We start from the raw sequence: 14933 nt of genomic DNA, 5'->3' as shown, positions 1-14933 counted from the left end.
AACTGCGCCGAAGACGCAGGATCCTGCACCAACACCAAACCTTGATATTCTCCACTGTTGGGCGCAGACAATGTGGCGGTGCCATTGCCACTGATGAAGATTCGATCCATGGCGGAATTCGGTTCGTTGAAGATGGTTACGCCGCTGCCCGTGAGTTTGCCATTGCCGGAAATCGACAATCCTCCGCCGTCCAGATAATAGGTTCCCGGCGACAACGTGACCTTGGCATTGCCGGAAATATGAATGCCGCCGGAATATGTGCCCGGCGACAGGGTAAGCGACCCGCTCTGGACCTTCACCACGCTGTAATCCACGCCGGTGTCAAACGGCAACACCAGCTCGGCCATAGGATCAGCCATGGGCGACTGATAAACCATGGTGCCTTGAAATTTTGCATGGTTATACGATTTCACGTGGCCGGTAATATCGATCTGGGAGGCCGATACACTCCCGCTGCCGTAATTAATGGCCGCCTTGGAACTGCTGGAATCGATGACCAGGCTCCCACCGCCCGTCACGTGCACGCCGCCGCCAAAGGTGGTCAAGGCGCCGCTGGCCGCGCCATCGAGCAACACGATTCCCAGGTTTTCACCAGCGCTAGATGCGGTCAGCATCGCGCGCGGCTCGAGCGATTCGATCCTCAGTGTTCGCAGAGAGTATCGATAAGTTTGTTTAGCCGCGCTCAGGGGCCGACTGCGTAGCCTACGTCCGCCTTTTCGCCGGAGGCGATCGCGCATCGGTGCTCAACAATATCTATGGAACGAAATGGAAAATACTCCCCCCGATTGGAAATCCCACTTTAACATCAATCCCCAAAACCAGCAATAACTTTGCGCACTTCTAACACAGGCGGCGCGCACAACGCCGAACATGAGATCAGGCGTTACGGTAAAGATAATGCCGCAAGTTTTAGGCAAATCGCTTGAGAATGCGATCGGTAAAGCGCGGGAACCACCGCGCTAAGTTCACGAAAGTGCGCGCCTGCAATCCAGGAACAACTTCACGCTTTCCGCGGGCAATGCCGCGCACAATGGTCCGGGCCGTTACGTCTGCCGGCAATGCCCCCTTGAGCGACCACGGCACTTCAAATTCTTTCGCAGCTAAATTGTCCCAGAAGTCGGTTACGGTCGAACCGGGGCTCGCTAGCAGCACGTCAATACCCAGCGGGCCCAGTTCCACGCGCATCGATTCGCTCCAGCCACGTAGGGCAAATTTGCTGGCACAATAATCGCTGTTTTGCGGCATGCCGCGATGACCCACCACCGAGCCAATCAACACCAGCAGCGGTTGCCGGCCAGCCTTGAGCATGGGTAGCGCCTCTCGGGTCAGTTCGACCGGCGCGAAGAAGTTGATCTCGAACACCGTGCGCGGCAGTTGCGGGTCAGAATTTTCAAACTTCGCCAGCGTCCCCACGCCGGCATTGTTCACAAGAATGTCGAGCCCGCCGAATTTCGATTGCACCGCCGCCAGCGCCGCACTGCGGTCCGCCGGTTTGGTAACATCGCCGACGACGTATTCCGCGCGTCCAGCACCGCCCAACTTCGAGATTTCCTCTGCCACTTCGCGCAGTTTTTCTTCCCGCCGAGCAAAGAGCATCACGGCAGCGCCCCGCCGCGCCAATTCCAGAGCAATCTCCCGCCCCAATCCGCCCGATGCGCCGGTAATAAGTGCTCGAGCGCCAGAAATCGTGCGATGCATGAACAATTCTGTAAGTGTGGCTGGAATGAAGCGCGATCGATGTGATCCGCTTGCGGTATAGTTCTGAGATTCGCTTGCGGTTTAGCCGTGAGTCGAAGGGCGAGCGCTCTGGCCTGGGGTGTGATATAAATCGCCATTTCCGCCGCTGATCACATTGCCGCCGACCATCGCATTCACGCCGGCCTTTCCATTTCCGTCAGGCTTCCCGTTTCCATTTCCATTCTTGTGCGGCCGAATGACAGCCGTATCATCGTGCAGGCGGCCCAAATGCCGCTGCGAAATCCGGCAATGCACCACCACGCGCGAATCGTTGTAGCGCTGCGACAACACTTCGCCGTAAGCCGCCAAATACGCCAGGAGTCGGCCGTTCTCGACGCCAGTTTCCACGTCGATGTCGACAAATTCCCGGCTCAGTGCGGCACTCACAATTTCGGCCAGCCGGTCCAATCCAATCTGCCGCCGGGCGCTAATCGGCACGGCATTCGGATACCGGCTGAGCAACATTTCCACTTGCCCGCGGTCCGTGGCAGCATCGATTTTGTTCAGCACCAAGATCGTGTCCTTCGCTTCAATGCCCAACTCTTCCAGCACGCCGTACACCGCGGTAATTTGCTCGCGGGCCATCGGACTGCTGGCATCGGCCACGTGCAGCAGCAAATCGGCCTGCCGCGCTTCTTCCAGCGTGGCTTTGAAGCTGGCGATTAAATGGTGGGGCAAATCGCGAATGAAGCCGACCGTATCGCTGAGCAGCACCGGTCCCCAGCCGGGCAATTGCCATCGCCTGGTGCGCGTGTCGAGCGTGGCGAACAATTTATCGACCGCCAACACATTCGCTTCGGTCAGCGCGTTCATCAGCGTGCTTTTGCCGGCATTGGTGTAACCAACAAGCGAAACCGTCATGCGATCGACGCGGGCCGCCACTTGCCGTTCTTTGCGGCGATGAATGGCTTGCAACTCGGCGCTCAAATCGTGAATGCGTTTTTCGACCAGCCGGCGGTCCACTTCCAACTGCTTTTCGCCGGGGCCGCGCATGCCGATGCCCCCTTTAATGCGCTCCAAGTGCGTCCACATTCGCTTGAGTTTCGGCAGCGAATACTGAAGCTGCGCAAGCTCGACCGCCAATCGGGCTTCGTACGTTTGGGCGCGGCCGGCGAAAATGTCGAGAATCAATTCCGTCCGGTCCAGCACCTTCAGCCCGATGGTTTGCTCCAGATTGCGCGTTTGACTGGGAGCCAAATCGTTGTCGAAGATGACCACGTCGGCGTCAGAAGCGGCAGCCAGCCGCTGAAGTTCTTCCACTTTTCCCCGGCCCAAGTAAGTGGTCACGTCTGGGGCTTCACGCCGCTGCGTGAGTGTGCCGATTACGCGGGCTCCAGCCGTCGTGGCGAGCCCTTCCAATTCGTCCAGCGGGTGTTCCTCGGATGAGCGCCCATTCATCAGAACGCCGACAAGAAACGCCGCCTCACTGGCGACACTGTCCGTGCGAGTTAGTTCAATCACGCTCTCGTTTGCCTCCGGGGTAAGGAGTTAACCAACCGGCCGCGAGGCAACAAACTTCGCTTGCACAAGATAAAGTGCATTTCGATTTTTTCATCAAGCCTCGCTACGAGCAGTTGTTTTGAAGACAGGGTTTTTGGAAGATTGGTTCGGGCCAGCGCCTACCAGCATTATACTCGGTCATTCCGACAGGCTGCGAACATTATATCGAAGGAGTGAGCACGATTTGTATCAGTTTTAGCAAAAAAATCTTATTCGGTCCCAGTTTGTTCAGTATTTGTTCAGCGGCTACATTCAATCGGTTTGGCCCCCTTCAAACAGCAAGCAATAACTTTCATACCGCCGGGCATCGAGCCAGCCGTCGGCCACGGCGTCTTTGACGGCGCACCCGGCCTCGTGGCGATGCGTGCAATTAGGGAATTTGCAGCGATTGATGAACGGCCGCAAATCGCGGAAATACCCGCCTACTTCCGCCGGGATGACATCCCACAACTCAAAGCGGCGCACTCCCGGCGTATCGACCACGTAGCCGGTGCTGCCGGTCAATCGCAACAATCGGGCGGCCGTGGTGGTATGCTTCCCCTTTTGCGTTTCGGCGCTGACCGCCGCCACGCGCAAATCCAACTCCGGATCGACGGCATTCAAGAGCGAAGTTTTCCCGACGCCGCTTTGCCCCACGACCACACTGCAGCGGCCGTTCAATTCGGTTCGCAACCGTTCGATGCCATGTCCCTGCATGGCCGAAACCATGAGCACCTGGTAACCCATCCGGCTGTACACGCCGATCAGCGGTTGCAAATCGGCCGGCTCGACCAAATCGATTTTGTTGATGCACACCACCGGCCGAAACTTTCCCTTTTCCGCACTGATCAGAAACCGGTCGATCAACCCGGGTTTCAATCGCGGCTCAGCGGCGCTGGAGACGATCACCATTTGATCCACGTTGGCCACGATCACGTGTTGCTTGCCGCGCACCGTCCGGCTAAGCACGCTGCGGCGGGGCTCAATGCGTTCGATGTTCCCTTCCGGCATGGTGCGATCAACACCGATAGCGCCCGCGTTCTGTCGATCAGCTGGACAAAACAAAACCCGATCGCCTGCTGCCACCACGTGCCGTTGTTCGGTGGAAAGCGTTCTCAGCAATCTGCGCATGGTGCAACGGAAATACGTTCCGTCTTCCGCCTCCACCACGCTGAGCAAGCCGTGAACGGCCAACACGCGCCCCGGCCGGCATGTTGCCAAATCTATTTCCGGCTGGACCGCGAAGCCCGCGTTTTCTTCTGGAGAATCGGAACCCACCACGGTTCGCTTCCGCGACATTTCTCCCTTGCCGCTGATCCGTTCCTCGCGGGGCTCATCGATCTGGTCGTCGTAATCTTCGCGCTCAAAGCGGCGCGTTAAATCCGTGGAGCGCTGCCGCGGCGTGCGGTTCTTCCGAAAATCTGCGCGGATTTTGCGTTTAGACATATTAAAGCAATGAGCAACTAGCGATTAGCAATTAGCCGAACGATGAAAGCATTTTTGCCGGCTAATCGCTAACTGCTAATTGCTAACCGCTTGATTAAACCGGCTTATTTTTATCCTTGATTTGCCCGGCTTCGTTGTTCATCGGATCAAACCGCTTGCGTTCGTCAGGGTCTTGCGATCGTATCGGCGTCTTCGCCAATCCGGCTCGCTCCAGCAATGATTTGCCGAATATCTGTTGCGGCAGGTTGAAATCGTCCGCCGGTGGTGGGCCAGTGGCGCCTAAATCGGTCGGCGAATACTTGATTTCGTATTCATGTTTGGCCACCGACAGCTTGTCGCCCGGATCCAAGCGCTTTTCCTGGCAGCGCACCCCGTTCACTTTAATGCCGTTTCGGCTTCCCAAATCCTTCACGTACCAATAACCCTCCATCAGGTTCAACTGGCAATGATGGGCCGATACATTCGGAAACCGCAGCACAATATCGCAACTTTCGCGTCGCCCAATCAACAATTCGGGCTTGTTCATCGTGATGTCGTCGCCGCCGCCGACCGGAATCAATTCTCCAAGCATGAACACCTCTGGAAAAAACGCGGGATTGGGCCCCTGTGCTTGATCCCCGTTTGTGGTTCTCGTTACGATACGTGATGCCTGCACAACAAGATGTGGCTGCGCGAACGATGCTGACTCCATTTGGGCTTCCCTTGAATTTATTCACGCCCCCCGCCGGTGGTCAACTGAAATGACGCTGGTCGACCAGAAAAATCTTGACGACACTGGCCCGACCCAACCCGCAACCGGCGTGGCAGTCGGGGGTTGCGACACTTCATTATCAACTATACATCCGGCGTGGCGGCAAAGCGGCTTGCGCTACTTTTCGTACAACTACTTTCTTAGGAATAAATTCGGCGGCCGGGTGCAAAAAGTCAGCGTCGATGCCGGTTTCACCTGTCCCAACGTCGACGGCACGGTGGCCCAGGGGGGCTGCACGTTTTGCGATAACCGCAGTTTCAGCCCCAGCCGACGCTCTCCCCGCATGTCGCCCCGCGACGTGCAGGGGCAAATCAGCGAGGGCATTCGCCGGCTGCGATGGCGTTACGACGTCGACCGTTTCATCGCTTATTTCCAACCCGCCACCAACACCTACGCTCCGGTCGAAAAGTTGCGGCCTTTGTACGAAGCAGCCATCGGCCATCCCGATGTCGTTGGCTTGGCCATCGGCACTCGGCCCGATTGCGTGCCCGACGACGTGTTAAATCTGCTCCAAGAAATATCCGGCCGCACCTATTTGTCGGTCGAGTATGGCCTGCAAACCATTCACAACCGCTCGCTCGATTGGATGAACCGCGGGCATCATCACGATGCGTTTTTGGATGCCATCGAGCGCAGCCGAAGTCGCGGCTTCGAAATTTGCGCCCACGTCATTCTCGGCTTGCCGGGCGAATCACACGCCGACATGCTGGCCACAGCCCGCGAGGTGGCGCGGCTGCGGCTCGATTCCGTCAAGCTGCACAATCTGTACGCCGTAAAAAATACGCCGCTGGCCGATCAAGTGGCCCAGGGCGAAGTGCGGCTGATGGAGCGCGACGAGTACCTGCAAGTGCTGGTCGATTTTCTCGAGCTGCTGCCGCCGGAGATGATTGTGGAGCGCATCAGTGGCGACGCCCCGCCCGATTATTTCGTCGCCCCGGCGTGGTGCCTGGATAAGCCGCTGCTGCGGGCTGCCCTCGATGCCGAACTTGCCCGCCGCGACACTTGGCAGGGAAAACATCATTGATAGCCCGACCGTATCGGTCGGGGTGCTGTTCTGTGCTAATGCCCCGCACACTTAGCACCCCATCTACTTGACGAGCGGCCCACCAGCGGCGACAGTGTTCGATGGTTGTGCGATATGAAAACCGCATGATACAAAACCCATCCGTCCCGCGGGGTCTTCCGGCGAAAGGACTTTCTCCATGCGATGCATCAATCCTTTACTCAGTTGCCTATTGCTGGTTGTCACGGTTCTACTGTTAGCCGGCTGCAGCGACAACGCGCCTCCGGCCGACAACGGCGCGGCCAATAATCCCGCTGCCGGCCCCGCCGCAGATAATTCTCCTCCCGCCGCCAACACGGCGCCGGCCAATAACAGCACGGCCGCCCCCGACAGCACCGCGGCCAACGGCAGTGCGGTGCCCGCTGCTGCTGAAAAAGATACCGGCGACACGCCCGAGGCCGCCTTCGGTCGCTACAAAACCGCCATGCAAAGCAAAGATTACAAAACCGCCTTCGCCCAAACGACGCCCGATTCACAAGAGGTGCTTCTGGGCGCCATGGCCACCACGCTTAACATCATCGCCGCGCTCGATCAATCCAAAGAGCCTGACATCCGCAAAATTTTCGACACGTACGGCGTGAAAAAACTCGACCTCAACACCGTCGGGCCCAATGTCGATCAGAAAACCGTTCTCAAGCAGCTAACCGCCGACGTGAAGGATAAGCCCGCCTGCTTGGCCGATATTTACATGTGGATCGAAAACAATGCGTCCGACAAAAGCCAGGCCACTCAGGCCGCTTTCGGCAATTTGATCGACGCCGAATTAGCGGACGTCAAAATCGACGGCGATACCGCCACGGCAACGGCCAAAACCAGGCCCGGCGGTGTGGATAAATCGGACACGCTCAAGTTCAAAAAAATTGACGGCATCTGGCAGCTCGATCTCTCGGACTCCATCCCAGCGGTTCCACCGCAATTAAATTAGCGGGCGTAAATGGAATCCGCAGCCAAATACGGCGTTCCCCGAACTTGCCGCGCCCGCCGTCTGTCGGTATCGTACAATTCAGTGGTTCGGCAGCGGACCGGGTGGTCGCCGGCTGAAGATGGGACGACCGTATGGATTGAAGACGGGGCGCAAGCTTGGCCTCGGCTCAGTACGGCGGTCAGGCCACATAAATCTTCGGCGGGAGGAAAGTCCGGGCTCCGCAGGACATGGTGGTGGGTAACACCCACCGGCCGCAAGGCTCGGGATAGTGCCACAGAAAGCAAACCGCCTGGCGGAGTGGAGTGAGTGGTGAGTGGTTAAATGGTGAGTCGTGGAGTGGTAATCAAGGCGCTGGACCCTCGATTACTCACCACTCTACCACTCACCCGTCACTCTCATCCTCACTCTGCTCCGCCCGGTAAGGGTGAAACGGTGCGGTAAGAGCGCACCAGCAGGTTGGGCGACCAACTTGGCTAGGCAAACCCCACCAGGAGCAAGGCCAAACAGGAAGTAGTCTTTCTCATCACTCCCTCGCCCCTTGTGGGAGAGGGTTGGGGTGAGGGGGAGCGGACTGGTCCGGTCCGGCAGAACTTCCGGGTAGGCTGCTAAGTGTGCGTGCTGTAGGAGGCGAATCCTTTCGCCGACTTTCGCACTGCACCGCAGGTTGCGAGCAATCGTAATCGTAGAGAAATGACCGCCACTGGCGCGGTGGGCATCCGTGCCCTACGCGCCAAGCACAAAACCCGGCTTACGGGTCCGCTCCGAACCGTTTTTGCGAATTTTTCGCCAAGTCCAGGGGTTGCAACCCCCGGGCTTGTTCACAGCCTAATTTCTTAGCCTCAATCCCCGCCGACCCCGGTCTGACTATAGGCCCACGGTGGCCGTTTCGTGTTGATGGCGGATCTGAGGGTGAGGTTTCGAATTGCCGTTAGCTCCGCCGGCAGCGCCCGCTGAGGTCTTCGAAGCAGCCAGGTCGCTATCCAGCCATTGCACCAGCTTGGAAATGCACAGTTGGTTCATGCTGGTACACTTTTCATGGGCCTCCACCTGCAAAAACTCGTGCAGGCTTTTCGGCAAGCGGACGGTTATCACCCGGGTCGGTTCCTTGTCTTCGGGTACCGGCGGTCCCTCGACGCGAAGCTTGGCTAGCATCTGTTGAATTTCTGCGTACTGTTCGGTCTTCTCGAATTCGGTCAAGGCTTCGGCCGTCGGATAAAGCTGACGGACAATGCCTCCCAGGCCCAGCACTTCGCGAAAGAAGGTCACCCAGTCGGGATTTTGGTGAAATAAGGTTTGGGCAATGCGAATCACTTCTTGCGGTTTGTTATCCATGTCGTCCTCCTCGGACATTTGCGGTTTCGGACTCCGTTCTCCACGGCCACACTGGCGGGGATTTAACCGAATGATTCATTGCTGTCAAAGCCAATTGCCGATGTCATTGCATTGATAGCACTTACGTCACTTCTAGCATTGCTGCCGAAACTCCAGGCACGCCTGCTAAAAATCGCGCAACGGGCCGATTGCACAAAAAATAAGCAACCGGCTTTTTCACATCCGACAAAATGTCCTGTCCGCAAGATCGCCAGAACCGTTAAAGTGGGCGAATGAGCAAGACGAGGAGTCGTTTTTTCCGGGAAGGAAATGGGGCGCAGACCTAATTCCGGCGAGGCTAACTCCGCCGCCATCCCATCACCGATGAGCTTCGGCAATGCCCTTTCACCGGACGTGCGAGTCTCAGGGCCCAGAAACCTGAAATCTTCGTCTGATGAGTTGCCCCCGCGACTCCCCGCGCGCTATGCGCAAACAAAAAGCCCGGCGTTGCAACCCGGGCTTGGCGTAGCCTTGTCTGATTCAGAAGCCAACGCCCCCTTCACCCCCATTCGAGGAAGAAAGAGCGCGCCAAGTGGTGAGATCGATGATATCTGTAATAAAGTGGGTGGATCCATCGCAGGCTACAACATTCACTCCGCCCACGTGCTTGCTGCGTGCGGCAAAGTATTGGTTGGCTTCCGATCCGGCAGCGCCGGCGCAGGTGCAGGCGGGAACGCCATCCAAGGCATCGAGCGGGATAGGTGTTTGTTCCGAGCATGTATTGTTGGCAATACAGGCCACACGCACGGAGTTATCCCCACGCGGGGAGTTGGGCGTGAGAGTTCCTTCAAAGGCACACCCACCTACGGCGATCTCCGTTTCGCTGATCGGTCCGCCCCACGTCGTACCAAAATCTTTGATCGTGCGGATTTCGGCCATCAGCAGCGTGTGGCTGGTGCCGTCGAGAATTTTCTTCAAAGGCAGGCTGTGATTTACATTTTTGATTGTCGGACCAAATGGCGCTCCCTTAAAGTTGGTCATGGGAATCGCAGGCGCTGTGGTCGTGGCGGCTATCGCCGTGAGTTGATTGGTTTGGCCATAATTTGTATTCCCAAAATTTACGGCATAATTGGTCCGCCAGCGCGCCCAGGTGGGGCTGTTCCATTCATCGTGAACCATACTGTCGGAAGGGCACTCAAACACGCCAACTTTGTACTGCCGGGCAAGCTGGTTGTTGGCGTCGCTGAAGGAAAGATCAATCCGAACGGATTGTGCCCACTTTTGTTCTTCCATGAACGGAGCCACATAAAAATACCAGGTCGTTTCGTTATACCACAATGCACCATTGGGAACGGTGTCTCCGATCCAGTATTTCGTTCCAGGGGGAAGCGATCTTTTGGCGTTATCGTAATTTGTCATCGCCAATCCAAACTGCTTGAGATTGTTTGCGCACTGGCTACGGTGGGCTGCTTCCCGCGCCGCTTGCACGGCCGGCAACAACAGGGCAATCAAAATGCCGATGATGGCAATCACCACCAACAGTTCCACCAAGGTAAAGCCGCGCTTGGCGTTGCGTGTCATCGCGAAATCCCCCCTCGCTCACTGATTTCAGACCAAGTATCCGCGATTTTACTACCGTGGCGATCAGCGACATTCATTTTGGCCGCTGATCCGCGCGAAATAGCAGACCCGATTCTCAGTAGCCCATCCAAAGGACTGGCCGTCCCCATGATTTCGGTTTCGGCCACGCACAATAACGTCCCCGCGACAAGCCTTAGTTTAACGACGTTTGGCCAAATCAGGCAATGAATATTTGCACAGGGGGGGATTTTTTCTCATCGGCCAGTCACAGGTTAAATCAGCCATTTTTCTGTCCGCGCCCCTCCGCGCTTGGGCCGCGGTTGATTGACACTTGCCCAGCAACCCATTACGCTAAATAGAAGGTAGGTAATGCCTTTTTGCCCCGTGGGAGTGTTTAGAATCGGTGAACAGGCAGGACTTTTCCGCGCCGGCAGGTGATTACGGAACGTTGCCTGCTATTCAGGGCGCAAAGCTTGAATTAGGCTAGGTCATTCGGAACAGGGACAGCTCGTCCGGCGCATTCCGTGCCGGCCCGTAACCGCCAACCTAATCATGTTCCACGTTCGAGGGATTGATCGTTAGCATGGCGAATTTTGCTGAAATTCTGATTCGCAAACGCATCATCAGCCAAGAGCAATTGGCTGAGGCGAAAAAGCTCGCCAAGGAATCCCGCAAAAGCGTGGGCGAAGAGCTGATCCGCCTGGGCTATGCCAGCAGCGATGATGTCATGCGCGCCATGGCCCAAGAACACGGTCTGGACTTCGTCAATTTGAACGAAGTCGTCATTCCCCCCTCGGTCGTGGAATTGGTGCCTGAATCGGTCGCGCGGGAAAACGCCGTGCTGCCGCTGGCCGAAGACGACGGCACGCTCAAAGTCATCATGAGCGATCCTCTCGATTACGACACCCGTGAAAAACTCCGCTTCATTCTCAATCGCAATATCGAAATTGCCCTGGCGCCGCGGGAAATGATTTTGGAGGCCATCAACAAGCATTACGGCCAAATCGACGGCGAAAGCGCCGACTCCATGCTCCAGGAATTCACCGATACGGCCATCGACTTTACAGAAACCGTTCAGGATGCGGCAGGCGGTGCGGAAGAAGTCGTCGACGAGGCCAGTGCCCCAATCGTCCGGCTGGTGCAATTGATCATTAACGAGGCCGTCCAGTTGCGGGCTTCGGACATTCATGTTGAGCCGTTTGAAGACCGCATGCGAATTCGTTACCGCATCGACGGTGTGCTGGTGGAGCGCGACAGCCCCCCCAAACGACTGGCAGGTGCGTTGCTTTCACGCCTCAAAATTCTGGCCAAAATGGACATCGCCGAACGGCGCCGGCCACAGGACGGACGCATTAAAATTACCGCGGCCCAAAAGGAAATCGATCTGCGCGTGAGTGTGTTGCCCAGCAATCATGGCCAGTCGGTGGTGATGCGAATTTTAGATAAGGACAACATTCGGGTAGGCGTGCGGCAATTGGGGCTTTCGGAAGAAGATTTTCGCCAATTTAAGCAGCTGATCAAACGCCCCAACGGCATTATTCTGGTCACGGGGCCCACAGGGTCGGGTAAAACAACGACCCTGTATGCCGCCCTAAACGAATTGAACCGGCCCGATACCAAAATCATCACTGCCGAAGACCCCGTCGAATATTACCTTCCTGGAATCAATCAAGTCGAGGTTCGCCACAGTATTGGGCTGGACTTTGCCAAAATCATCAGGGCAATGTTACGGCAGGCGCCCAACATCATTTTGGTTGGGGAAATGCGAGATGCAGAGACGGCCTCGATGGGAATTCAGGCATCTTTGACGGGACACTTGGTTTTCAGTACACTCCATACGAACGATGCGCCCGGCGCTATTACACGTATGATTGACATGGGAGTACCCGCTTATTTGGTCTCAAGTAGCGTTATCGCCGTGTTAGCGCAGCGGTTGGTGCGCGTGATTTGCCCAAAATGCAAACAACCCTTCAAGCCCTCCGAGACGGTATTGAAGGCGGCAGGCGTGACGCCCGAAATGGCCGCCGCCGCCACGTTTATGAAGGGAAAAGGCTGTAATAACTGTCAACAAAGCGGTTACCGAGGCCGGTTGGGCATTTACGAACTGATGTTAATGTCGTCGAAAATCCGCGAATTGGCCTTCGAAGGGGCGGCCACGCAAATCATCCGCCGGGCCGCCATTAATCTTGGCATGACAACCCTTTACAACGACGGCCTGAACAAGGTGTTGAAGGGGATTACAACGCTGGAGGAACTGACTCGCGTGGCGAAACGGGTGGAGGATTAGCGCTTTCACTGGAGCGTCGCCGGTGGTTCGTGCCGTTGATACATAAACATCATTGAGGAAACCGACCTTTCGTTTGAGTACAGCTTGCGAGAATGAGGCGATTGATGCGGCCCGTTGGACCCCATCGGCTAGCAAGTTCAGTTCGTGCCAAACCGTGCCTCAACGGGGCGAAACTTGAGTTCGTCGACCAGGACACGAATAATCTTGCTGGCAATCTGCAAGGATGGCGTTCCCCCTTAAACTTATCCATGCGCTCTATGCTGGGCCGGCGAGCCATTGGGGGAATTCATCCGCGGTTGGGGGTTAGGCGGGAATGGCCGGGAAGGTCAACGGACCTAGAAGAGTTGCCTCTGGGCGCTGCACACACTAGGCCGATCGATCGGCGAAGTTGCAGCCTGTTGGCGCATGAAACCTTGGGACTTTCGCCGCGCGCGTTCTTGGCTTGCCGGTCGCGGGCACTGCCGGTCGTCAGGAGCTCAAACTTGGCGGAGATCGTTTTTGTTCGGTCGTGATTTCTGGGAGATGCCATGGGCACATTGTTGATCGATAAACTGCTGCACGCCGTTGTCAAGCAAGGCGCCAGCGATTTGCACATTGCCGTCGGGCAGCCCCCGGTGCTTCGATTGCACGGCCGGCTTCGGAAGCTGGAAACCAAAGTGCTGGAGCCGGACGACACGGTGGCGCTGATGAAAAGCATTGCGCCCGACCGCTGCCAACAGGAACTGGCGGAGGTGGGCGGTTCCGACTTCGGCATGGCCTTCGGCGATTACTGCCGCTTCCGCTGCTCCATTTTCAAGCAGCGCGGCAACGTGGGCATGGTGCTGCGGCAAATTCCCAATAAGCTGTTGACCTTCGAACAGTTGGGGACCCCGCCGGTGATTAAGTCGCTGTGTCATCGTCCCCGCGGATTGTTTTTAGTCACCGGCCCCACCGGCTCGGGCAAAAGCACCACGCTGGCCAGCATGGTCGATTACATCAACGACAACATCGATCATCACATCATCACCATTGAAGACCCGATCGAGTTTTATCACTACCACAAAAAGTCGACGGTCAATCAGCGCGAGGTGGGCGTCGACGTGCCCAGTTTTTCCGAAGCCATTCGCCGCGCCTTGCGCCAAGACCCCGACGTCATTCTGGTAGGCGAAATGCGCGACTTGGCCACGATCGAAGCCGCCATCACCGCCGCCGAAACCGGGCACTTGGTGTTTGGCACGCTGCATACCACTGGGGCCCAAGGCACGGTGAACCGCATCATCGACGTGTTTCCGACCAATCAGCAGGAACAAATCCGCGTGCAATTGTCGACGGCCATCATCGGCGTGTTGTCGCAGGCGCTGTTGCCCAAAATCGGCGGCGGACGAATTGCTGCTTACGAAATGCTGGTGGTCGATGCCGCCATCGGCAATCTGATTCGCGAAAACAAAACATTCCGCATCAACTCGGCCATTCAAACCGGGGCCAAAGTCGGCATGCAGTTATTGGACGACCATTTATTCAAACTCTGGCAGGAAGGCAAAGTGGTCGAGGAAGAAGTGGCCGCCAAGGCCCATAACTTGGACGAGCTGACGAAGCGAATCGCCAACGCCAAGCGCGGCCTGTTCGACGACGAACAAGACATTGAAGACCGCACGTAGAGAACGAAACCAAAAACCGCAACTAATACACCGACCGAAACCCACAACCATTCCGAATTCAGTTCAACCCCTAACCACTCACTTTCCTCCTACCCTGAATCCTCACCATGGCCATTCGCCGCATCGGTCAAATTTTTGTCGACCTCGGAATGATCACGGACGATCAATTGGAACTGCTGCTGGAAGAACAGAAGCGGCGGCCGGGGGAACTGCTGGGTAAAGTCGCCGAATCGCTCGGTTACATCACCGAGGAGCAGTTGGCTCAGGCGCTGGCCGAGCAAATGAGCATGCGTGTGGTCAACCTCGGCGAGTTGAACATCGAGCCCGACGTACTGGCCAAAGTCACCGAACCCATGGCGCAACTGTACCGCGTCATTCCCATCGAGTTCGACGACGACACGCTCACCGTCGCCATGTGCGATCCGCAAAAGCTCACCATTCGCGACGAGCTGCGGACCTTGCTGGGTTACAACATTAAAGCCCGGGTGGCCACTGAGCGGGACGTGCTCAAAGCGCTGGAAAAATTTTACACCACCGGCAGCGAAAGCGTGGAAAGCCTGGTGGCTAACTTGGAGGATGACGAAGACCTCCGCAAAGCGGCAGAAGGCGTCGATGACGGGCCGTTGGATTTAACCAGCGTGGAGGCCATGGCCGACAGCGCCCCGGTAAGGAAGTTGTTGAACATGGTGCTGTTGATGGCCATTCGCGACCACGCC

13 protein-coding genes and 1 other RNA gene are annotated in these 14933 nt (G+C 56.9%); 6 read left to right on the top strand and 8 right to left on the bottom strand.

Annotated features, from left to right (window positions below; genetic code table 11):
- The 5 genes from VMJ32_03020 to VMJ32_03000 all read right to left on the bottom strand — a co-directional run.
- The coding region (locus tag VMJ32_03020; protein ID HTQ37969.1) for a hypothetical protein at nt 1–614 on the bottom strand (614 nt) is incomplete at its 3' end.
- A 295-nt stretch (nt 615–909) separates the two neighbouring features.
- On the bottom strand, nt 910–1698 hold the full coding sequence (locus tag VMJ32_03015) for an SDR family NAD(P)-dependent oxidoreductase (protein ID HTQ37968.1): 789 nt from the start codon (nt 1696–1698) through the stop codon (nt 910–912).
- 81 nt (nt 1699–1779) lie between these two features.
- On the bottom strand, nt 1780–3198 hold the full coding sequence (hflX, locus tag VMJ32_03010; GenBank protein ID HTQ37967.1) for a GTPase HflX: 1419 nt from the start codon (nt 3196–3198) through the stop codon (nt 1780–1782).
- Between the two features lie 291 nt (nt 3199–3489).
- On the bottom strand, nt 3490–4662 hold the full coding sequence (gene rsgA, locus VMJ32_03005) for a ribosome small subunit-dependent GTPase A (GenBank protein ID HTQ37966.1): 1173 nt from the start codon (nt 4660–4662) through the stop codon (nt 3490–3492).
- A 94-nt stretch (nt 4663–4756) separates the two neighbouring features.
- A complete protein-coding gene (locus VMJ32_03000) occupies nt 4757–5233 on the bottom strand; it encodes an FHA domain-containing protein (protein HTQ37965.1) in 477 nt (158 codons plus the stop codon).
- Nucleotides 5234–5402: 169 nt separating this feature from the next.
- Between VMJ32_03000 and VMJ32_02995 the strand changes: the two genes are divergently transcribed.
- From VMJ32_02995 to rnpB, 3 genes are all read left to right on the top strand, one after another.
- Nucleotides 5403–6437, top strand: a complete 1035-nt coding sequence (locus VMJ32_02995) for a TIGR01212 family radical SAM protein (GenBank protein HTQ37964.1) — start codon at nt 5403–5405, stop codon at nt 6435–6437.
- A gap of 178 nt (nt 6438–6615) precedes the next feature.
- Nucleotides 6616–7401 (top strand): hypothetical protein, encoded by a 786-nt coding sequence (locus VMJ32_02990; GenBank protein ID HTQ37963.1) that lies wholly within the window; start codon nt 6616–6618, stop codon nt 7399–7401.
- An 89-nt stretch (nt 7402–7490) separates the two neighbouring features.
- Nucleotides 7491–8168, top strand: an RNA gene (rnpB, locus tag VMJ32_02985) — RNase P RNA component class A.
- 97 nt (nt 8169–8265) lie between these two features.
- Here the strand turns inward: rnpB and VMJ32_02980 are convergent.
- The 3 genes from VMJ32_02980 to VMJ32_02970 form a co-directional block, all read right to left on the bottom strand.
- Nucleotides 8266–8733, bottom strand: a complete 468-nt coding sequence (locus VMJ32_02980; protein HTQ37962.1) for a toxin-antitoxin system HicB family antitoxin — start codon at nt 8731–8733, stop codon at nt 8266–8268.
- 62 nt (nt 8734–8795) lie between these two features.
- Entirely contained in the window at nt 8796–9110 is a 315-nt protein-coding gene (locus VMJ32_02975; protein HTQ37961.1) for a hypothetical protein, read from the bottom strand.
- Between the two features lie 142 nt (nt 9111–9252).
- Nucleotides 9253–10293, bottom strand: a complete 1041-nt coding sequence (locus VMJ32_02970) for a DUF1559 domain-containing protein (protein ID HTQ37960.1) — start codon at nt 10291–10293, stop codon at nt 9253–9255.
- Between the two features lie 583 nt (nt 10294–10876).
- On the opposite strand from VMJ32_02970, the gene VMJ32_02965 reads away from it, so the two are divergent.
- The 3 genes from VMJ32_02965 to VMJ32_02955 all read left to right on the top strand — a co-directional run.
- A complete protein-coding gene (locus tag VMJ32_02965; protein ID HTQ37959.1) occupies nt 10877–12580 on the top strand; it encodes an ATPase, T2SS/T4P/T4SS family in 1704 nt (567 codons plus the stop codon).
- Nucleotides 12581–13107: 527 nt separating this feature from the next.
- Nucleotides 13108–14217 (top strand): type IV pilus twitching motility protein PilT, encoded by a 1110-nt coding sequence (locus tag VMJ32_02960; protein HTQ37958.1) that lies wholly within the window; start codon nt 13108–13110, stop codon nt 14215–14217.
- Between the two features lie 107 nt (nt 14218–14324).
- The coding region (locus VMJ32_02955; protein HTQ37957.1) for a pilus assembly protein PilB at nt 14325–14933 on the top strand (609 nt) is incomplete at its 3' end.

The organism is Pirellulales bacterium (genome assembly GCA_035499655.1).
Classification (GTDB): domain Bacteria; phylum Planctomycetota; class Planctomycetia; order Pirellulales; family JADZDJ01; genus DATJYL01.
Note: the sequence above shows the minus strand (reverse complement) of the source record. Positions and strands in the feature narration are given on the sequence as shown.